This window comes from Acutalibacter sp. 1XD8-36, from assembly GCF_009917525.1.
Classification (GTDB): domain Bacteria; phylum Bacillota; class Clostridia; order Oscillospirales; family Acutalibacteraceae; genus Acutalibacter.
The window spans coordinates 537,131-556,101 of sequence record NZ_QZDU01000001.1; the positions used below are offsets into that span (position 1 = coordinate 537,131).

Consider the following 18,971-nt stretch of genomic DNA (forward strand, 5'->3'; position numbering starts at 1 on the left):
GGAGAATGATTATGTTCATTATGAGTGTAAAACAGCTGCTGCGAAAGCCTGGAAGGATGTTTTTATTCTTTTCCCTGCTTGCCAGTTCTACCGCGTTATTGATATTCGCTATTGTTAGCATGGTGGCGTGTGGTCAGCGCATTGACATTGTGGAAAGTCAATTTACTACCATTGCGACAGTAACGCAAAATGCAGAACCGGGCGATGGCATACTCAAAGCGGAGATACTGGAGTTTGATTCACCTGACTACATTGTTCCGCCGGAGACCCGTCCCTTTCTTTTGGCCTATAACCCTCAATTATATACCACCAATATTCAGTATACAGCCGACAGCATCCATATCGTGGAATTTTCCCCTCTGGAAAGTGAACAGATGTCTAATAATTCTGTACCAGTCAAAATTGAAAAGATATATTATAATGATTATGACCGTACTTCAAATACAATAAACAACCTGATGGAGAAGGATTTGGAGCCGGGCGATATTATCTCGATTCGTCAGGAACAAGGCCCTGTAACCTTATTGGAACCTGGGAAGCGGTATATCGCAAACCTGTCTTATAATCAACAGGATGAGTATTCACCTTATTTTGGGCCGTTCTCTACCCAATACGACGCGCAGGGGCACCAAATATCAGATGGCGGGCGCCCCCGGATAGAGGAAGTAACCAAGGATTTTTGGCTTCCCGGCGGCCGGGGAGAAATCTGGATGAATTGGGTTGAAGCACACCAATGGGAAAAGAATACTACGGCCCTCCCGGTGCTGCCAACCAACAGTTTGAATGTTCTGCCGTCTTTTCATAGCAAGAACGCCTATATTAACGATGGACGCGAAATTACCCAGGAGGAATTTGCAGGCGGCGCAAAAGTATGTATGCTTCCGCAATCGCTTATGTCTAGAAATATTCTGTCAATTGGGGATAAAATCAGACTGCCTTTACGGTGCGCACTCTATGGCTATGTACCTAATGGATATAAGACGCTGAACTTTAATTGCGGCTACTTCTTTACTCCGCTCGACGCCAATGGCGATTTATATGAACCCTTTTGGGAAGAAGAATATGAAATTGTTGGGTCGTATAAGCAGTTGAGTGAAGAAAATAACGAGCTTACCTATGATGTAATAATTGTTCCGCGGCAATCAGTTGAGGCCACCTGGGATGACTGTATTGCGTATTACGAACCGATGAATGGCTTGAATGCCTCTTTTCAGATTCCTAATGGGAAAATTGCGGAATTCAATGCCAGCCTCCATTTTGCGGCGCCAGCAGCCTCTAAGCTGGAAATCACATATCATGACAACGGATATGAAAACATAATGAGCAGCCTGCTAAACACCCGGCTGAGCTCGATGCTGCTGCTAAGCGTAGGATGCATAGCAATCGTGGTGGTTATTATCCTGTTACTATATTTCTTTGTGGTAAGGGAAAAAAGAAGGACTGCGATTGAGCGGAGCCTAGGCATGACCCGAGTGCAGTGTTACATTTCTTCGCTGTCCGGGATATTCCTGCTGGCGCTTCTGGCAGTAGCCACCGGAAGCGGAATAGGCTGGACGGTGATGCACACCGTAATGGAATTCCAGCTGCAAAAACCTTCTGCTTTTTCACTGTCTTCAACCGCAGCCGATGAAAATGATGAATCCGCTATACCTGCTGAAGAACGTGAAGATATAGCCTATTTTAGTCGCGAGTATAGCTTATGGGCAGAAAATGAACAGTTTGAGACTACTCTCGAATTAGATACTGAAGCGGTATCTATTCATAATCGCATTTATTATGCTACACCGCTTCTAGTCCTTTTTATCTTTACCACTCTTGCATTTATCTTGACCAGGAAAAATCTAAGTATTGAGCCAATAACCTTGTTAGGCGGTGGGTAAAAATTTGCGCATTTGAAATCTGTGTGATAGATGAGTCCCTTGAGATGAATAAATTGGGCCAACTCATTCACAATGTTCCTGCAATCACAACCGAATGGTATACTTAACAGCAGATGGACATGATCTGCCACCATATGTCCTTCTACTATTTCTACCCCCTTGTACTTACACATCCACTTATGTATAATACGCTAGACTGTTCGTTTCGTTTGCTATACGTTGCTCTGTTCTTGGACAATAGACCTTAGCACTCCTATTGTCCAAGAACAGCGGCACTTACTCCTCCCCATTCCAGCAATAGGTGCAGAGCTTACACTTCGGCAGGCCCACCGACTCCACCATATCATCCAGCCGGTGATACCGAAGTGAGGTAAAGTTTAGCTTTTTGCATATGGTATCCACCATGTTCTGGTACTCCTGTGTGTCCGGGTCGGCATACTTTTTGAAATTATCCGGATGGTTATTGCCCTCCAGCTCCGCTATGACCCGGCGGGAGATAAGGTCGTCAATGGACGTCGAGCGGGAGAAGTTCAGGTATTTGCAGCCAAACATCGGCGGCGGGCAGGCGGGGCGCACGTGGACCTCCCGGGCGCCGCTCTTGTATAGGAACTCGGTGGTCTCCCTGAGCTGGGTGCCCCTAACAATGGAGTCGTCTATAAGCAGCAGGCTGCGGTCCTTTATAAGGCCGTGGACAGGGATAAGCTTCATATGGGCTATGAGATTCCGCTGGCTCTGCATGGTAGGCATAAAGGACCTGGGCCAGGTCGGTGTATACTTGATGAATGGCCTTGAAAAGGGTATGCCCGAGGCGTTGGCATAGCCCACCGCGTGGGCCGTACCGGAGTCGGGCACACCCGCCACATTGTCCGGCGGCGCGTCGGGGAAGCTGTCGCGCTTTGCAAGGAGGGCTCCGCAGTTATAGCGCATCTCCTCTACGTTTACCCCCTCGTATGAGGAAGTAGGGTAGCCGTAATATACCCACAAAAATGTGCATATCTTCATATTACTGCCGGGTTTTGACAGCGTCTCCACAGCCTCGGGGCATACGGCAACTATCTCCCCCGGGCCCAGCTCCCGCTCCTCCTTATAGCCAAGGTTCAGATATGCAAAGCTCTCGAAGGACACGCAGTGCGCCCCCTCCTTCATGCCTATGGACACAGGAGTGCGCCCCAGCCTATCCCTCGCCGCAAGTATTCCCTTGGAGGTCAGCAGCAAAAGGCTCATGGAGCCGTCAACGGCCTCCTGTGCGTAGCGTATACCATCTATAATATTGTCCTTCTGGTTTATTAGGGCAGCCACAAGCTCGGTCTGATTTATGTCGCCGCCGCTCATCTCCATAAAGTGGGAGTGCCCGCCTGAGAATATCTCACTCACAAGCTGGTCTGTATTGTTTATCTTGCCCACGGTGACAATGGCATAGGTGCCGTGGTGGGAGCGCACCACCAGCGGCTGGGGCTCATAGTCTGATATACAGCCTATGCCCAGCTGGCCGTGCATCTCCGATACCTCTTTGTCGAATTTCGTGCGGAACGGTGAGTTCTCGATATTGTGGATGGACCTGTCAAAGCCCTTCTCCCTGTCATACACCGCCATGCCTGCCCTGCGGGTGCCCAGGTGGGAATGGTAGTCCGTGCCGAAAAACAGGTCGAAGATACAATTTTCCTTTGCCGCAACTCCAAAAAAGCCGCCCATATTTTAGCCGTCCTTCCGTATATATAATGCTTGAGTATTACGCAGATAATTATACCATGATTCGCCCGCATATGCCAGTGGCAAAACGGAAAAAAGCGCGGATAAGGTTGCACATAAAATGGAAATGTAAAGTGAGAAATCGGTGCAAAACATAAAATTTGCAGGATTATAAAAATAAACTTGCATTTTCACAGGGAATGTATTAGAATATATAGGGTTTGAAGGAGAAAAATGAAAACATATATTGCTGAATTATTCATGGAGGATAATTATAATGAAAGCAACTGTAATGAGCGCAAAGAAAATGAAGCATATGAGCACAGAGGAGCTTGAGGCAATAGAGCAGCAATCCCTCTGTGAGTACCGCGAGATAAAGTCAAGAGGTCTGAGCCTTAATATGTCCCGGGGCGTGCCCTGCGTAGAGCAGCTTGACCTGGCGCTTGGGGTGCTTGAGGCCCTCCATGCCCGCAGCGAGTTTGCAAACTCCAACGGCGACGACTGCCGCAACTACGGCGTTTGGAACGGCCTTTTGGAAATGCGGGAAATCTTCTCGGAGCTGCTGGGGGTGCCAGCCGACCAGATTATTTTGGGTAATAACTCCAGCCTTCAGATGATGTTCGACACTATCTCCCAGGGCTATACCCACGGCTGCGGCGGGCATACCCCCTGGTGCAAGCAGGACGAGGTAAAGTTCCTCTGCCCCTCCCCTGGCTATGACAGGCACTTTGCCGTCACTGAGTATTTCGGCATAAAGATGATACCCGTGCCCATGCTCCCCACCGGCCCTGACATGGACATGATAGAGGAGCTTGTAAAGGACCCCACTGTGAAGGGCTGCTGGTGCGTGCCCAAATACTCCAATCCCACCGGCGTGACCTATTCCGATGAGACCGTCCGGCGCTTTGCAAAGCTCCATCCCGCCGCCCCGGACTTCAGAATCATGTGGGACAACGCCTACTGTGTCCACGACCTCACCGACGAGCCTGTGGAGCTTCTGAATATATACGAGGAGTGCGTTAAGGAGGGCACCGAGGACCAGGTGATTATCTTTGCCTCCACCTCAAAGATATCCTTCCCCGGCGCCGGCGTGGCGGCACTGGCCTCCAGCGCCAAGACCATCCAGAGCCTCAAGGGGCGCACCACTGTGCAGACCATCGGCTCCGACAAGCTGAACCAGCTAAGGCATGTGCTGTTCCTGCACGACGCCGACGGCGTGCGCGGCCTGATGAAGGGCCACCGCCAGATACTCCGTCCCAAGTTCCGTATCGTGCTGGACGCTCTGGAGCGCGAGCTGGGCAGCCTGGGAATTGCCAAGTGGAGCGAGCCCAAAGGCGGGTATTTTGTGTGCCTGGATGTGCCGGACGGCTGTGCCAAGCGGGTAGTGGGACTCTGTAAGGAGGCCGGCGTCACCCTCACCGACGCCGGGGCAACCTACCCCTATGGCAACGACCCCAGGGACAGCAACATCCGCATAGCTCCGTCCTTCCCGCCCCAGAATGAGCTGCGGGAGGCCATGGAGCTGCTGTGCGTAGCAATAAAGCTGGCGGCAGCAGAGAAGCTGCTGGCTGAGAGATAATAACTTAAAAGCAGCCCCGGAGCATTTCAGACTCCAGGGCTGTCTTCGGGAAATGGAGGGATTATTCCATGGAGAAAATATGCGTCATTTCATTCAGCGGTCGGTCCGGGGGAAATTGTGCCAGCATAGCCGAGGAGATAGAAAACTTCTGGCTCGGCAAGGGAGAGGTAGAAGTTTTTGACTTCTCTACTTTTGAGGTGGCCCCCTGCGGGCGGTGCAGATGCGAGTGTTTTAAGGAGCGGGAGAGCTGCCCATATTTTGGCGACTCTGAATTCACTATTTTTGACGCAATCACAAACAGCAGCCTTACATACTTCGTTGTGCCAAACTACTGCGACTACCCCTGCGCCAACTTCTTCATCTTTAACGAGCGCTCCCAGTGCTATTTCCAGCGCCACCATGAGCTGCTGGAGAGGTACCTGTCCGTAAAAAAGAAGTTTATCGTGGTGAGCAACACTGGTAGGGATAACTTCACGACCGCCTTTTGCTATCATGTGCCAGAGGGTTATGAGCCGGATGTGCTGTTTCTTGCCGCAAAAAAGTTTGGAAAGGTTAGTATACATGGTGACCTGATGGCCTCGGACGAGGCACAGAAGGCTGTCCGGGAGTTTATAATGCCGTAATATGCCAAATCGCTGATTTTAGAGGAAAATTTTGCCAAAAGTCTTGAATATTCTCTCGTTTTTGATTATAATTAATGCAGATTGGTATTTTGGGCAGCGTTCGCAAAACGCCTATGTCCGAAACATTATGAAACCGAAAGGAGTACCAATATGAACTATTCCCATGAAGTGGAAAATATGTGCACCGTGACAAAAGGCCCCCATCACGGGCCGGCCCCCATCCCTGAGGAGGGGAAATGGGTCAAGGCTTATGAGATTAAGGATATCTCCGGCCTGTCCCACGGCATCGGCTGGTGCGCCCCCCAGCAGGGCGCGTGCAAGCTGACCTTGAACGTGAAGGAGGGCATTGTGCAGGAGGCCCTGGTAGAGACCCTGGGCTGCTCCGGCATGACCCACTCCGCTGCTATGGCGGCTGAAATCCTTCCCGGCAAGACCCTCTTAGAGTGCCTGAACACCGACCTTGTCTGCGACGCTATCAACGTGGCAATGCGCGAAATCTTCAAGCAGCTGGCCTATGGCCGCAGCCAGACCGCCTTCTCCGAGGACGGCCTGCCCATCGGCGCTGGCCTTGAGGATTTGGGCAAGGGCCTGCGCTCTCAGGTAGGCACCATGTTCTCCACCGGCGCAAAGGGCGTCCGCTACATGGAGATGGCCGAGGGCTATGTTATCAAGATGGCCCTGGACGAGAACAACGAGGTCACCGGCTATCAGTTCGTGAAGCTGGGCAAGATGCTTGAGGATATCCGTCACGGCGTCTCCCCTGACGAGGCCTATAAGAACAATATCGGCCAGTACGGCCGCTTCGACGGCGCTGCCAAGTACATCGACCCCAGAGAAGAATAATCGGGAGACAATACTTAATTAGGAGGACAACTAAATGGCTAACGAAGTCATGTTTGAAGGCAAAGAGAGAAGGATGCCCAAAATTGAGAAATGTCTCGCGGAGTACGGCCTGGGCAGCCTTGAGGAAGCCCGTGAGCTCTGTAACTCTAAGGGCTTCGACCCCTATGATATTGTAAAGGGCGTACAGCCCATCGCATTTGAGAACGCCGGCTGGGCCTATACCCTGGGCTGCGCCGTCGCCATAAAGAAGGACGTAAAGACCGCCGCCGAAGCCGCTGAAGCTATCGGCATCGGCCTTGAGGCTTTCTGCATTCCCGGCTCCGTGGCCGAGCAGCGCAATGTTGGCCTTGGGCACGGCAACCTGGGCGCAATGCTCCTTCGCGACGAGACCAAGTGCTTCGCTTTCCTGGCGGGCCATGAGTCCTTTGCCGCCGCAGAGGGCGCTATCGGCATTGCCAAGACCGCTAACCGCGCCCGCAAGGAGCCCCTGCGCATAATCCTCAACGGCCTGGGCAAGGACGCGGCCTATATCATCTCCCGTATCAACGGCTTCACCTATGTAAAGACAGATTACGACTTCTTTACCGGCGAGCTGAAGATTGAGGAGACCAGGCCCTTCTCCGACGGCGAGCGCGCCGCGGTTAAGTGCTACGGCGCCAACGACGTGCTTGAGGGCGTTGCCATCATGAAGCACGAGGGCGTTGACGTCTCCATCACCGGCAACTCCACCAACCCCACCCGCTTCCAGCACCTGGTGGCCGGCACCTACAAGAAGTGGGCCCTGGAGAACGACAAGAAGTATTTCTCCGTGGCCTCCGGCGGCGGCACCGGGCGTACCCTGCACCCGGACAATATGGCAGCCGGTCCCGCCTCCTACGGCCTGACCGACTCCATGGGCCGTATGCACGGCGACGCCCAGTTCGCCGGCTCCTCCTCCGTGCCTGCCCACGTTGAGATGATGGGCCTCATGGGTATGGGCAACAACCCCATGGTCGGCGCTACCGTTGCCTGCGCTGTGGCGGTGTTCGAGGGCCTGAGCAAGTAAATATCTGCATATAAAAAGGCCGGTCCGGAGCTTTCCGGGCCGGTTTTTACTTGGTTTAAAAAAGTGTTGACTTTTTAAGAGAGCTATGCTAGAATATATTTAACATATAAATTAAATGTTAAATAAGAAAGTGGTGATACTGGATGGGAAACATGCAGGCAACACTCCGGGCCCTGACGGACCCTATACGCAGGGAGATACTCACCATGCTTAAGGGTGGCAGGCTCTCTGCCGGAGAGATAAGCGACCGCTTCCCGGTGAGCGGCGCGGCGGTGTCAAGGCACCTGTCCGTGCTGAAAGAGGCAGGCCTTGTCCGGGACCAGCGCGAGGGAAAATATATCTACTATGAGCTTAACACCTCCGTGCTGGAGGAAATAATGCTGTGGCTCACGGAGCTGAAGGGAGATTCGGAATATGTGGAAGCAAAATAAGGCAAAGATTATCATTACGTCACTGGCAACTCTGCTCCCAAGCCTTATCGGGCTCATTCTCTGGAATAAACTGCCGGAGCTTGTACCTATACATTTCAATTTCAGTGGGGTAGTTGACGACTGGGCGGGCCGACCCGTTGCGGTATTTGCATTGCCGGGATTCTTTTTAGCCTGTCAAATTGTCTGTGCCGTCGCCATGCTCCACGACCCAAGGAAGGAAAATACCGGCTGGAAAGTCATCTCCATACTGCTGTGGGTACTACCGGTAACATCCATAGTGACATGTATGTGCATATATGCAACAGCCCTAAATGTGCAGATAAATATCGCCGTGGTCTGCTTTTCCCTGCTGGGTGTGCTGCATATAGTTATGGGCAATATACTGCCAAAGCTCAGGCATAACTATACCATCGGCATCAGGACCTCCTGGACCCTTGCAAGCCAGGAAAACTGGCACCATACCCATCGGGTGGCCGGCTGGAGCATGGTCATAACAGGGGTTATCATACTGGCTTTGGCGCTGTGGATGAATACCTGGCTCATACTTATCCTGCTGACAGCGGACGTAGGTATACCAATCGTCTACTCCTTCGTTTACTATAAGAGGCACGGCGAAAACAGCTAAGCCGGCGGAAAGCAAAAATTTTGCAGAAAAGCATTGACAGAGCCGCAATAATATGGTATTATAATCGAGCGAGTTGGAGAGGTGTCCGAGTGGTTTAAGGAGCTAGTCTTGAAAACTAGTGATCCCGCAAGGGACCAAGAGTTCGAATCTCTTCCTCTCCGCCATCTGACAACTCCGTTCTGGTAAAAGCCAGCTTACAGATATAATACCATCCTTGGAGAAGTACCCAAGTGGTGAAGGGGCTCCCCTGCTAAGGGAGTAGGTCGGGAAACCGGTGCATGGGTTCAAATCCCATCTTCTCCGCCAAGGTCCGCCGCAGTCTTATTGATTGCGGCGGGCTTTTTTCTGCAAAAAAGCTCCCCAAAACGGAGAGCTTTTACATGGAGACATCCTTCTGCATATTATGACTGTATCTTCTGCACACGTACGTCTTTTCCCATGAAACCCAAAAGCGCGTAATTCCCGGCAATCCGTGAGGTGAAGCGCTCGCCGTACCGCTCCTCCAGCCCAGAGAGTCCGAGGTTTGTGCTGATTACTGTTGGCCTCCCGGACATGAGGCGGGCGTTTACCACATCGTAGATTGCGGCGTTTGAGTAGGCCGAGGAGAACTCCGTGCCCAAGTCGTCCAGGATAAGCAGATCGCACTCCTTTAGGTTTACCGAGGTCCCCTCAATACTGTTGTCCCGCCCGAAGCGCTCCCGCTCCAGGGCCACCGCAAACCTTTGGGCCGAGCCGTACACCACCCCGAAGCCCTTATCCAGCGCTGAATTGGCTATAGCCAGGGACAGGTGGGTCTTGCCGAGGCCTGTGCCTCCCCAGAACAGGAGGTTTGGAGAGTTTGCGCGGAAGTTTTCAGCATATTCCCGGCAGCTCCGGAGAATGCTCTGCATACGCCCATAGGCCGCCGGGTCGTTCCTGTAATACTCCAGGGAAAAGCCGTCAAAGGTGCACTGGTCTAGGGGCAGCTCCGCGCTCATATTTCTGTATGCAAGGTTGCGCCGCAGGGCCTTATAGCAGCCGCAGAGCTTACCGTCGGCAAATCCGGTGTCTTTACAGCGTGGACAGGTATACTGGGGCTCTATGTCCCGCCGTGTGAGCCCGCACTCCCCCAGCAGCTCCTCATACTCCCTTCGCAGGGCCATCCCCCGCTCCTTGCGCTGCTCCAGCGCTTTATGCACATCCCCGCCGGATAGGACGGCCCTGGCTGCCCCTGCAGCATTTGCGGCCAGCTCCCGGCGTATCTCCCCCGCTCTTGGGCAGCCCTGCAGAAATCCCTCCAGATTGCGCCGGGCGGTCTCCTCCGCAAGCTTCCTGCGCCGCTCCAGCTCGGCCTTTGCAGCCTGATTTACATTACTGTCATAGCTCATGATATTCTCCTATGTAATACGCAGATTTAAAGCTTATCCGGCAGCCGCAGCCCGCTTAGCCTCTCCAGCTCGCTTATGTCGTAGCTCTTTTCGGCCCCGCCCCTGTCGCTATTTTTAGCCGCGGCGGCCTGCTTCTGCTGCTGGAGCCCCTGGCGGTCGGTGATACCCTGCTGGCGCCATTTCGTCAGCACCTTATCCATATAGGCCGCGCTGAACTTTCCTGTATGGTCCGCACAGGCCTCATACGCCGCCTCCAGCATTTCCTGTCTGAACCCCCACTCGTACACCCAGCGGCAGGCCCTCTCCTCCTCTGACTTGGTAGGCGAACGCTTCGGCAGTCCCGCCACGGCTGAAACCTTGCTCCAGGCCAGCCGCGCCTTGGAGAGCTGCTGCAGCTTCTCCTCTGCTGCCTCAATGGAGAAGATACTGCTCTCGGCCCAGTCCCTTGCCACAGAGTCGATGTAGCTCGTGCCGATATGCCCCACCTCCCTGGCGTAGTTCAAAAGCATGACCGTGACCTCCACCGGCAGGCCGTAGTCATCGGTAATGGTCAGCAGCAGCGAGCTCATAGCCGGGGAGAGTGTCTTCCCCAGGGCAGACTCGGCCTCCTGCATAAGGTACCGCACCCCCTCGGACTCGGCAAGCCTTGCAGTCAGGTGCTCGCCGTCGGGCCTAAGCATACGTTTTTTAGGCGGCAGTCCCGGCTTTTCCTCTGCCGGCTCCTCTTTTACTGTCTCCATCTCAGGCTCAGGAGCCTGCACAGCGGCTCTCTCCTCCTGGGGCACCGGCAGCAGCTCCCTCCCCGTCTGGCTGAGAAGCCCCCTGTCGCACCAGTACTCAAGGCTGTCCAAGGCCTCATTATCTGTCATGCCAAGCTCCCGGGAAATACCTTCTACAGTAAACCCCTCCCCTGCGTGCCGCAGGGCGTAGAGCAGGACCTGAAGCTGCTCCTTCCCGGCCAGCTTCAAGTGCTTGTCCACCAGGGCGCAGGGCACGGCAAACACCTGGTTCCACATGCCGATATCCAAACGGTAGTCCATATGCTTCCTCCCATGTTTACACTGTCCGACTATTATAGCATATTTTCATGGAATTTCATAGTGCGGAAAGAAAATTTTAGTTCCCGGTCAAAACTTACAATTATAGCTTGCTTTTTAGAAAATACCATTGTATAATACAAATAGAAACCGCTCTCTGCGGGAAAGGGGGCTCTATATGGGCTATATGGACTTTGTTTGGCTGGGGGTCACCATACTGGCGGCTGTTGTTGAGGCTGCCGTACCGGCGCTGGTGTCCATTTGGTTTGTACCGGGAGGGCTGCTTGCCCTTATCGCCAGCCTTTTGAGAGCACCTGCCTATATACAGGTGGGCCTGTTCGTGGCGGGCTCGGCAGCCGCTATTGTAATCACGCGGCCTCTGGCAAAGCGCCTGCAAAAACCCGGGCCCGTGTCCACAAATGCGGACAGAGTCATCGGGGCCGCCGCTGTGGTCACTGAAGAGGTGAACAACCTGCGGGAGGCCGGGCGGGTGTCCGTGCTGGGCAATAGCTGGGCGGCGCGCAGCGAGCGCGGTGATACGATACCTGCCGGGGAGACCGTCATGGTGGTGCGCATTGAGGGCGTCAAGCTAATCGTCGCCCGGGCGGGTCTGTAAGCACCGTTCTGTTCCATATTATAATGCCTAAGGGCAAAACCTGAGAGGAGATTAATTCATGAGCTTATTCGCGTTATTGTCAGCTATGCCAAACTTCGGGGCCATCGGCGGGGTCGTGGTGCTGGTGGTGCTGATACTGTTTATCCTGCTTGTCATAGTTTCAAACATCAAAATTGTACCCCAGGCCCACGCCTACGTTATAGAGCGCCTGGGAGCCTTCCACGCCGCCTGGGGCACCGGCCTGCATATAACCATACCCTTTATCGACCGCATTGCCAAAAGGGTGAGCCTGAAGGAGCAGGTCATTGACTTCCCGCCCCAGCCTGTTATCACCAAGGACAACGTCACCATGCAGATAGACACGGTGGTCTATTTTCAGATAACCGACCCCAAGCTCTATGCCTATGGCGTTGAAAATCCCATCTCCGCTATTGAGAATCTGAGCGCCACCACCCTTCGCAACATCATCGGCGAGATGGAGCTGGACCATACCCTGACCTCCAGGGACGTTATCAACTCAAAGATACGCGTTATTCTCGACGAGGCCACCGACCCCTGGGGTATCAAGGTAAACCGTGTTGAGCTGAAAAACATTATCCCTCCCAGGGAGATACAGGACTCCATGGAGAAGCAGATGAAGGCCGAGCGCGAGCGCCGCGCCAAGATACTGGACGCTGAGGGCGAGAAGCGCAGCGCCATACTCATTGCCGAGGGCGAGAAGGAGTCCGCGGTGCTGAGGGCCGAGGCTGTAAAGGAGACCAAGATACGGGAGGCCCAGGGCGAGGCCGAGGCTATCCTGTCTGTACAGAGGGCCATGGCTGACGCTATTAAGCTTATGAACGAGGCCCATCCCAGCGAGCAGGTCATAGCCCTCAAGAGCCTGGAGGCTTTCCAGGCGGCGGCTGACGGCAGGGCTACAAAGATTATAGTGCCCTCCAGCATTCAGGGCCTTGCGGGGCTTGCCACCTCGGTGAAGGAAATCTTTGATACAGACGCGGCAAAGTAAGCAGCATCAAAACCAAGAGCCTCCCGGACATTCCAGGGGGCTCTATTTGAATATATATTACTATTGAAAGGTGGCATAATATGCAGTACCGCAAGGACAAAAAGGGCAATGATATCTCCCTTCTGGGCTACGGCTGTATGCGCTTCACAAAGAAGGGCGGCAGCGTGGACCTGGACAAGGCCGAGAAGGAGCTGGGGGCGGCTATAGAGGCGGGCGTAAACTATCTGGACACGGCCTATATTTACCCCGGCAACGAGGCTGCAGTTGGTGAGCTTTTACAGCGCCTGAACTGTCGGGACAGAGTGTATATCGCCAGCAAGCTCCCACACTATATGATGAAGTCCGTACAGGGGGCCGAGCGGCTGTTCCAGGAGGAGCTGAAGCGCCTTCGGACGGACCATATCGACTACTACCTTATGCACATGCTCACCGATACCGCCACCTGGCAGAAGCTGTTGGATATGGGGCTGGACAGCTGGATAAAGGGGAAGCTTGAGAGCGGGCAGATACGAAATATCGGCTTCTCGTATCACGGCAGCTCTGGCATGTTCTGCAAGCTGGCGGAGGCCTACGACTGGGATTTCTGCCAGATACAGTACAACTACATGGACGAACACTCCCAGGCCGGTGTGGAGGGGCTGCGCTTTGCCCATGAGCGCGGGCTGCCGGTGATAATAATGGAGCCGCTCCGGGGCGGCAGGCTTGTTGACCTGTTGCCAAAGTCCGCAAAGGAGCTCTTTGAGCGGGACCCTGAGGGGCGTACCCCGGCAGAGCTCGCCTTTAAGTGGCTGTATGACCAGCCGGAGGTGACCTGCGTGCTCTCGGGGATGAACTCTATTGAGATGGTAGAGGAAAACATCAGGCTTGCCGAGCGCTGCGGCGCCGGCTGCATGACCGATTCCGACCATGAGCTACTGGGCCGGGTCCAGGAGGAGATACGCCGCTCGGTGAAAATAGGCTGCACAGGCTGCGGCTACTGTATGCCCTGCCCCAAGGGCGTGGACATCCCCGGCACCTTCCGCTGCTATAACGCCATGTATTCAGAGGGCAAGGCCTCCGGGCGCAGGGATTATTTGCAGTGTACGGTCATGCGCAAGGACCCCTCAAGCGCCTCCCAGTGCATATCCTGCGGCAAATGCGCCGCCCACTGCCCACAGGGTATCCCCATACCCGACCGGCTGCGGGAGGCCTCAAAGGAGCTGGAGACAGTGCGCTATAAGGCCGCAAAGTGGGCTGTAGGTGTGTTTAAACTGTGGTAAGCTTACCTGAAAGGAGAGATACTATGAAAACAGCGGTCATGACCGATACCAACAGCGGTATCACCAAAAAGGAAGCCCGAGAGCTGGGGCTGTACCTAATGCCAATGCCGGTGATAATAAATGGCAGCGTCTATTATGAGGACGAGAACATCAACGAGGCCGGCTTCTATGCCGCCCAGTCCTCCGGCGCTGAGGTGAGCACCTCCCAGCCCTCGCCGGGTGAGGTGCTGGGAATGTGGGATCTGGCCTTTAAAGAGGGCTGGGACGAAATAGTATACATACCAATGACAAGCGGGCTTAGTAAGTCCTGTGAGATGGCTATAGGGCTTGCGGCGTCCTACGAGGGCAAAGTCCAGGTAGCCGACAACCATAGGATATCCGTGCCCCTGAGAGAGTCTGTGCTGCGGGCTGTAAGCCTTGCCAAGGAGGGGCATTCAGCCGCCGGGATAAAGGAGCAGCTGGAGCGGGAGGCGTATCTTGCCAGCATTTACATCACCGTAGACACCCTAGAATACCTGAAGAAAGGCGGGCGCATAAGCCCGGCGGCGGCAATGCTTGGGACTGTTATGCAGATAAAGCCGGTGCTCTCCATACGCGGCGGGGTTCTGGAGGCATTCGCAAAATCCCGGGGCAGGAAGAACAGCCTGGAGCTGATGGTCCGGGCACTGAAAAAGGACGCCGAGACCCGCTTCTCCTCTCTGGACCCGGAGTCCATGCGGGTATGCGCCGCAGGCACCGCCCTGTCCCAGGAGGAGATTGACATGTTAAAAGCTGCCCTTCTTGAGGAGTTCCCGGGCCATGAGGTGCTCTATAACCCCCTGCCCATAAGCGTGGGCTGCCATACCGGGCCCGGGGCCATGGGTGTCGGCATCTGCTTCTAGGTGACAAAATTTTTTGAAATATATCTATAACACCCCTTGACAAACCTGCCAGGGGGTGTTATACTACCACCATAGTTAGTTACTCAACTAGCTAACCAGTCCAGGAAGGAGGCAAATATGCAAAAGCTTGACCTAAGCGGAGAAAAGCCTATCTTTCTACAGATAGCTGAAAGTCTTGAGGACGCAGTGCTCTCCGGGGCGCTGACAGAGGGAGAGCAGCTCCCCTCCATTACCGAGCTCTCCGTACAGTACACCATAAACCCTGCCACGGCGCTAAAGGGTATAAATCTCTTGGTAGACCAGGGGGTCGCCTATAAGAAGCGCGGCGTGGGTATGTTTGTGGCCAAGGGCGCGAGGGCCCTGCTGCAAAAGAAGCGCCAGGGGGATTTTTCCAAGCGCTTTGTGGCTGCCATGGTCCTTGAGGCCGCGCGGCTTGGTATAGCCCGGCAGGAACTGCTGGACATGGTGGCGCAGGAATACGACTGCGCCGGGAAAGGAAGGTAAATAAATGTCAATAGAACTTGCTAACATCACAAAGAGCTTCGGGCAGGTACAGGCCTTAAAGGGGGTCAGCGCCGTCTTTCATGAGGAGCGGATATACGGCCTGCTGGGACGCAATGGCGCCGGGAAGTCAACGCTGCTGAACATCCTCACCGGGCGCATATTCCCCGACAGCGGCACAGTTACCGTGGACAATGAGCGCGGCACAGAGAACGACAGCGCCCAGTCCAAAATATTCCTAATGAGCGAGACCACCCTGCACCCCGACTTTATGCGGGTAAACAAGGCGTTCCACTGGGCCGGGATGTTTTATCCGGGTTTTGACGAGAGTTATGCCAAGGGGCTCGCCCAGGAATTCGGGCTCAGCCTTAAAGCAAAGATATCCGGGCTGTCCACCGGCTATAGGTCCATCTTCAAGCTGATACTGGCCCTGTCCGTAAACGTACCATATGTGCTTTTAGACGAGCCCGTGCTGGGCCTGGACGCGAATCATAGGGAGCTGTTTTATAGGCGCCTATTGGAAAAGTACACCGAGAAGCCCTTCACCGTGGTGCTCTCAACCCACCTTATTGAGGAGGTGGCAAACCTCATAGAGGACGTGATAATCATTAAGGAGGGCAAGGTCCTGCGGCAGGAGTCCCGGGAGGAACTGCTTTCCGGTGGGTACACCGTCTCAGGTGGGAGCGCGGCAGTTGAGACCTATATCCAGGGTAAAAATGTGCTGGGTATTGACGCTCTGGGCGGGCTTCGCACGGCATATGTGCTTGGGGTTCCTGAGAAGGATTCCCAGTCCGCAATGGACCTTGAGTTTGGGCCCATGGACCTGCAGAAGCTATTCATACAGCTCACCAATTCTTAAACTCATTAAAGCAATCATAGAAAGAGGTAACCCAATGAAAATTTATCCGTCCTTCCGGCTGCAGCTCCGGGACCATATCCCGGCTGTCATTATATATTATATAGTGCTTATAAGTATGGCCCTGCTGTCCCTTGCACTTATACCCTTTATGACCCCCGATGACAACGTACATGTTACCACCAACGGCGTCACCGCCGTGACTATAATATTTGCCTTTATATGCTCCCTCTGCGCCTTTAAGGACAGCTTTTTCCTGAGCATCCAGCACAGCGTATCAAGGCGCACCCAGTTTATAGCAAGGCTGGGCACCCTTGGAGCAGTCTGCGCTGTTTTGGCGCTGGGCGACGAGCTCTATACCCTAATGCTCACAGGGCTGGGGCGCCTATTCCCCACGGTCTTTTCAGGGGAATCCCTGTACCAGATGATTTATTCCTACGACGGAATGTCCCCCAAAGGCTCGGTCTTTGATATAATATTCAGCTTCTTCTCCTTCCTAGCGGTTTCCTCTCTCGGCTATCTGCTCACAGTGCTCAACTACCGCCTGAACAAGATTGGCAAAGTGCTCTTCTGGGCCGGCACCCCCATAGCCGTCGTGCTCATAGCCTCCTATATCTCTGCGCACCCATCCGTAGCAGGCATAATAATACCCTTCCTTACAGGCCTTATCTGGGCCCTCTTTTCCAGCCTGCCCAGGATGATTATAAGCTGCACGCTGCTCACGGTAGTATTTTCGGGGCTGACATGGCTGCTAATGCGGCGGGCGGGGGTGAAATAAGCCTATGCAAACAGCTACAAGACAGTATCTCGCCCAGGTTGCAAGGGAAAAAGCCCTTCTCCCCTTCCACGGATATCTTGAGGGCAGGGAGCCAAATATTGAGCCTATAGTAAGTCTTTTCCCCAAGTGGAGCCTTAAAGAGGCCGACCGGCTGTGGTGCGCGGCTTTCGTATACTATTGCTGCATTGAGGCAGGTTTTAAGATACCCTATAGCCCGGACAAATATGTTACCTGCAGCCTGGCAGGCTGCAGCAGCTGGGAGGAATTCGCCATGGGTGACAGCCGGGTGGAGTACCATAGGCGCGGCAGCGGATTTGTGCCGGAAGCCGGCGATATCGTGATTTATGACAGGGTCTTTATTAACCGCGAGCACGACCATATCGGCATAGTTCTCAAGGTCAGCGAGGAGAGTATTCTGGCCGCAGAGGGGAATATTTTTGACGAGAATATATCCGGGCTTGTAGAGCGGGCGAGGGATGAGCATATCCGGGCATTTATCCGGCTGCCGGATGGGTTTGTTTATTAGTTTCATAGTATAAAAGGAGGAGGCAAAATCAGCAGCGTCCGAAAGTCTGACTCTTGCAAACCCCTCCCTTTTTATGGTATAATTTAGGAAACTGAGTTCTAAGGAGGAAGCGCAAATGGTCGAAACAAAGTATGGGAAAATATCCGGCCTGGACCGGGGCTGGTATGAGGAATTCCGGGGAATCCCCTATGCGAAGCCGCCGGTGGATGAGCTGCGGTGGAAGGCTCCCCAGAGGCCGGAGCCCTTTGACAGCGTCTATGAGGCGGTGGACTTCCACAGTAAATGCATGCAGGGCGAAGGGTCTGTGCCGCCCTGGGACAAGGACTTCTACGACGACCCTGTCTTTAACCGTCCGGCAGATGAGGACTGCCTGTACCTGCACATCTGGGCCCCGAAAGACGCGAAGGACTGCCCAGTGGCCCTGTGGATACACGGCGGGGCCTTCCTCCACGGCTGGGCATTTGAGAAGGAGTTTGACGGAGTTGAGTTCTGCCGCAGGGGAGTCATATTTGTCAGCGTGGAATACCGCTGTAATGTATTCGGCTTTTTGGCCCATCCCTGGCTGACAGAGGAGGCAGGTACTTCTGGTAACTACGGTATGCTGGACCAGATTGCCGCGCTGGACTGGGTACATGAGAACATCGCTTCCTTTGGCGGCGACCCCGGTAACATCACCATCTTTGGGCAGAGCGCCGGTGCCATGAGCGTACAGACCCTTATCTCCTCTCCCATCACTGAAAATAAGATTGCAAAAGCTATAATGCAGAGCGGCGGCTCCTATGGAAACGGGCTGCACCGGGACATCCCACTCTCTGAACAGGAGAGCTACGGGAAGGTCTTCTCCCAGGTGCTGGGCGTGAACAGCCTTGAAGAAATGCGCTCCAAGTCCTCTAAGGAGATATACGACGCCATGGGCCCATTCACTGAGAAAGTTATGCCTATAGCGAAGGGGCTTTTCCTCACCCCCACCCTGGACGGCAAACTGCTCACGGACGGCTATTATGAACTGGTGGACAGCGGCAGGATAAAGGATATCCCCTATATGCTAGGCTCCACTAAAAATGACATTATGACTCCTGAGAATATGAACGACCCCATGGACGACCCGCTCTATAGGGGCTGCGTCGGCTTCAGCCACAAGCTGGAGGAGCTTGGGAGAAACCCCGCCTATGTCTATTACTTCACCCGGGACCTGCCCGGAGACGATAAGGGCGCATGGCATTCCAGCGAGCTCTGGTACATGATGGGCACCCTCCCCCGCTGCTGGAGGCCCTGGACTCCTGAGGACTACGCCCTCTCCGCCCGGATGCTCGACTACTGGTGCGGATTCATGAAGTCCGGCGACCCCAACGGCGATGGGCTGGATAAGTGGGAGCCCTGTAAAAAGGATGGAAGTTTCGTGATGAAGCTGGACGTAAAATAAGCCAAG

General features: G+C 54.2%; 20 protein-coding genes and 2 tRNA genes. 18 read left to right on the top strand and 4 right to left on the bottom strand.

Annotation, left to right across the window (positions count from 1 at the left end; genetic code table 11):
• Nucleotides 1-11: 11 nt before the first annotated feature.
• A complete protein-coding gene (locus D5270_RS02945) occupies nucleotides 12-1,880 on the top strand; it encodes an FtsX-like permease family protein (protein WP_166542673.1) in 1,869 nt (622 codons plus the stop codon).
• Here D5270_RS02945 and D5270_RS16690 read toward each other — a convergent pair.
• On the bottom strand, nucleotides 1,775-2,053 hold the full coding sequence (locus D5270_RS16690) for a transposase (RefSeq protein ID WP_279286458.1): 279 nt from the start codon (nucleotides 2,051-2,053) through the stop codon (nucleotides 1,775-1,777). The genes D5270_RS02945 and D5270_RS16690 overlap by 106 nt on opposite strands.
• 103 nt (nucleotides 2,054-2,156) lie before the next feature.
• Nucleotides 2,157-3,572: an amidophosphoribosyltransferase gene (locus D5270_RS02955; protein ID WP_166542674.1), complete on the bottom strand. Its 1,416-nt coding sequence runs from the start codon at nucleotides 3,570-3,572 to the stop codon at nucleotides 2,157-2,159.
• A gap of 289 nt (nucleotides 3,573-3,861) precedes the next feature.
• Between D5270_RS02955 and D5270_RS02960 the strand changes: the two genes are divergently transcribed.
• The 8 genes from D5270_RS02960 to D5270_RS02995 all read left to right on the top strand — a co-directional run bounded on the left by D5270_RS02960 (nucleotide 3,862) and on the right by D5270_RS02995 (nucleotide 9,021).
• Complete coding sequence (locus D5270_RS02960) at nucleotides 3,862-5,148, top strand: aminotransferase class I/II-fold pyridoxal phosphate-dependent enzyme (RefSeq protein ID WP_243150059.1); 1,287 nt, start codon at nucleotides 3,862-3,864, stop codon at nucleotides 5,146-5,148.
• A gap of 68 nt (nucleotides 5,149-5,216) precedes the next feature.
• Nucleotides 5,217-5,771, top strand: coding sequence for a hypothetical protein (locus D5270_RS02965; RefSeq protein WP_166542675.1), 555 nt, complete (start codon nucleotides 5,217-5,219; stop codon nucleotides 5,769-5,771).
• Between the two features lie 150 nt (nucleotides 5,772-5,921).
• Nucleotides 5,922-6,614: an iron-sulfur cluster assembly scaffold protein gene (locus D5270_RS02970; RefSeq protein ID WP_161473571.1), complete on the top strand. Its 693-nt coding sequence runs from the start codon at nucleotides 5,922-5,924 to the stop codon at nucleotides 6,612-6,614.
• A 34-nt stretch (nucleotides 6,615-6,648) separates the two neighbouring features.
• On the top strand, nucleotides 6,649-7,659 hold the full coding sequence (locus D5270_RS02975; protein WP_166542676.1) for a GGGtGRT protein: 1,011 nt from the start codon (nucleotides 6,649-6,651) through the stop codon (nucleotides 7,657-7,659).
• Between the two features lie 152 nt (nucleotides 7,660-7,811).
• Nucleotides 7,812-8,090, top strand: a complete 279-nt coding sequence (locus D5270_RS02980) for an autorepressor SdpR family transcription factor (protein ID WP_442858586.1) — start codon at nucleotides 7,812-7,814, stop codon at nucleotides 8,088-8,090.
• Entirely contained in the window at nucleotides 8,074-8,715 is a 642-nt protein-coding gene (locus D5270_RS02985) for an SdpI family protein (RefSeq protein WP_166542678.1), read from the top strand. Before D5270_RS02980 ends, D5270_RS02985 begins: the two co-directional genes overlap by 17 nt.
• Before the next feature lie 75 nt (nucleotides 8,716-8,790).
• Nucleotides 8,791-8,879, top strand: a tRNA-Ser gene (locus tag D5270_RS02990).
• Between the two features lie 52 nt (nucleotides 8,880-8,931).
• Nucleotides 8,932-9,021, top strand: a tRNA-Ser gene (locus D5270_RS02995).
• Between the two features lie 95 nt (nucleotides 9,022-9,116).
• Here the strand turns inward: D5270_RS02995 and D5270_RS03000 are convergent.
• Both D5270_RS03000 and D5270_RS03005 read right to left on the bottom strand, forming a co-directional pair.
• Nucleotides 9,117-10,082, bottom strand: a complete 966-nt coding sequence (locus D5270_RS03000) for an ATP-binding protein (protein ID WP_166542679.1) — start codon at nucleotides 10,080-10,082, stop codon at nucleotides 9,117-9,119.
• A 26-nt stretch (nucleotides 10,083-10,108) separates the two neighbouring features.
• Nucleotides 10,109-11,122, bottom strand: a complete 1,014-nt coding sequence (locus D5270_RS03005) for a DnaD domain-containing protein (protein WP_166542680.1) — start codon at nucleotides 11,120-11,122, stop codon at nucleotides 10,109-10,111.
• A 184-nt stretch (nucleotides 11,123-11,306) separates the two neighbouring features.
• On the opposite strand from D5270_RS03005, the gene D5270_RS03010 reads away from it, so the two are divergent.
• From D5270_RS03010 to D5270_RS03050, 9 genes are all read left to right on the top strand, one after another.
• On the top strand, nucleotides 11,307-11,735 hold the full coding sequence (locus tag D5270_RS03010; RefSeq protein ID WP_243150060.1) for an NfeD family protein: 429 nt from the start codon (nucleotides 11,307-11,309) through the stop codon (nucleotides 11,733-11,735).
• Between the two features lie 85 nt (nucleotides 11,736-11,820).
• Nucleotides 11,821-12,741: an SPFH domain-containing protein gene (locus D5270_RS03015; RefSeq protein WP_166542774.1), complete on the top strand. Its 921-nt coding sequence runs from the start codon at nucleotides 11,821-11,823 to the stop codon at nucleotides 12,739-12,741.
• Nucleotides 12,742-12,821: 80 nt separating this feature from the next.
• The gene (locus tag D5270_RS03020; protein WP_166542682.1) at nucleotides 12,822-14,000 is read left to right on the top strand and encodes an aldo/keto reductase; all 1,179 of its coding nucleotides are present in this window, start codon (nucleotides 12,822-12,824) and stop codon (nucleotides 13,998-14,000) included.
• A gap of 23 nt (nucleotides 14,001-14,023) precedes the next feature.
• Nucleotides 14,024-14,881 carry a DegV family protein gene (locus tag D5270_RS03025; protein WP_166542683.1) on the top strand — a complete coding sequence of 286 codons (858 nt, stop codon included), beginning with the start codon at nucleotides 14,024-14,026 and terminating at the stop codon, nucleotides 14,879-14,881.
• A 117-nt stretch (nucleotides 14,882-14,998) separates the two neighbouring features.
• The gene (locus D5270_RS03030) at nucleotides 14,999-15,385 is read left to right on the top strand and encodes a GntR family transcriptional regulator (RefSeq protein ID WP_166542684.1); all 387 of its coding nucleotides are present in this window, start codon (nucleotides 14,999-15,001) and stop codon (nucleotides 15,383-15,385) included.
• Nucleotides 15,386-15,389: 4 nt separating this feature from the next.
• The gene (locus tag D5270_RS03035) at nucleotides 15,390-16,241 is read left to right on the top strand and encodes an ATP-binding cassette domain-containing protein (RefSeq protein WP_166542685.1); all 852 of its coding nucleotides are present in this window, start codon (nucleotides 15,390-15,392) and stop codon (nucleotides 16,239-16,241) included.
• A gap of 34 nt (nucleotides 16,242-16,275) precedes the next feature.
• A complete protein-coding gene (locus tag D5270_RS03040) occupies nucleotides 16,276-17,016 on the top strand; it encodes a hypothetical protein (RefSeq protein WP_166542686.1) in 741 nt (246 codons plus the stop codon).
• Between the two features lie 4 nt (nucleotides 17,017-17,020).
• Nucleotides 17,021-17,542: a CHAP domain-containing protein gene (locus D5270_RS03045; protein ID WP_166542687.1), complete on the top strand. Its 522-nt coding sequence runs from the start codon at nucleotides 17,021-17,023 to the stop codon at nucleotides 17,540-17,542.
• A 115-nt stretch (nucleotides 17,543-17,657) separates the two neighbouring features.
• Nucleotides 17,658-18,965 (top strand): carboxylesterase/lipase family protein, encoded by a 1,308-nt coding sequence (locus tag D5270_RS03050; protein WP_166542688.1) that lies wholly within the window; start codon nucleotides 17,658-17,660, stop codon nucleotides 18,963-18,965.
• Nucleotides 18,966-18,971 lie beyond the last annotated feature (6 nt).

Bases quoted from the DNA above. Each gene is read 5' to 3' on its own strand.
- D5270_RS02945 (WP_166542673.1), top strand. From the start codon at position 12: ATGTTCATTATGAGTGTAAAACAGCTGCTGCGAAAGCCTGGAAGGATG.
- D5270_RS16690 (WP_279286458.1), bottom strand. From the start codon at position 2,053: ATGTGTAAGTACAAGGGGGTAGAAATAGTAGAAGGACATATGGTGGCA.
- D5270_RS02955 (WP_166542674.1), bottom strand. From the start codon at position 3,572: ATGGGCGGCTTTTTTGGAGTTGCGGCAAAGGAAAATTGTATCTTCGAC.
- D5270_RS02960 (WP_243150059.1), top strand. From the start codon at position 3,862: ATGAGCGCAAAGAAAATGAAGCATATGAGCACAGAGGAGCTTGAGGCA.
- D5270_RS02965 (WP_166542675.1), top strand. From the start codon at position 5,217: ATGGAGAAAATATGCGTCATTTCATTCAGCGGTCGGTCCGGGGGAAAT.
- D5270_RS02970 (WP_161473571.1), top strand. From the start codon at position 5,922: ATGAACTATTCCCATGAAGTGGAAAATATGTGCACCGTGACAAAAGGC.
- D5270_RS02975 (WP_166542676.1), top strand. From the start codon at position 6,649: ATGGCTAACGAAGTCATGTTTGAAGGCAAAGAGAGAAGGATGCCCAAA.
- D5270_RS02980 (WP_442858586.1), top strand. From the start codon at position 7,812: ATGCAGGCAACACTCCGGGCCCTGACGGACCCTATACGCAGGGAGATA.
- D5270_RS02985 (WP_166542678.1), top strand. From the start codon at position 8,074: ATGTGGAAGCAAAATAAGGCAAAGATTATCATTACGTCACTGGCAACT.
- D5270_RS03000 (WP_166542679.1), bottom strand. From the start codon at position 10,082: ATGAGCTATGACAGTAATGTAAATCAGGCTGCAAAGGCCGAGCTGGAG.
- D5270_RS03005 (WP_166542680.1), bottom strand. From the start codon at position 11,122: ATGGACTACCGTTTGGATATCGGCATGTGGAACCAGGTGTTTGCCGTG.
- D5270_RS03010 (WP_243150060.1), top strand. From the start codon at position 11,307: ATGGACTTTGTTTGGCTGGGGGTCACCATACTGGCGGCTGTTGTTGAG.
- D5270_RS03015 (WP_166542774.1), top strand. From the start codon at position 11,821: ATGCCAAACTTCGGGGCCATCGGCGGGGTCGTGGTGCTGGTGGTGCTG.
- D5270_RS03020 (WP_166542682.1), top strand. From the start codon at position 12,822: ATGCAGTACCGCAAGGACAAAAAGGGCAATGATATCTCCCTTCTGGGC.
- D5270_RS03025 (WP_166542683.1), top strand. From the start codon at position 14,024: ATGAAAACAGCGGTCATGACCGATACCAACAGCGGTATCACCAAAAAG.
- D5270_RS03030 (WP_166542684.1), top strand. From the start codon at position 14,999: ATGCAAAAGCTTGACCTAAGCGGAGAAAAGCCTATCTTTCTACAGATA.
- D5270_RS03035 (WP_166542685.1), top strand. From the start codon at position 15,390: ATGTCAATAGAACTTGCTAACATCACAAAGAGCTTCGGGCAGGTACAG.
- D5270_RS03040 (WP_166542686.1), top strand. From the start codon at position 16,276: ATGAAAATTTATCCGTCCTTCCGGCTGCAGCTCCGGGACCATATCCCG.
- D5270_RS03045 (WP_166542687.1), top strand. From the start codon at position 17,021: ATGCAAACAGCTACAAGACAGTATCTCGCCCAGGTTGCAAGGGAAAAA.
- D5270_RS03050 (WP_166542688.1), top strand. From the start codon at position 17,658: ATGGTCGAAACAAAGTATGGGAAAATATCCGGCCTGGACCGGGGCTGG.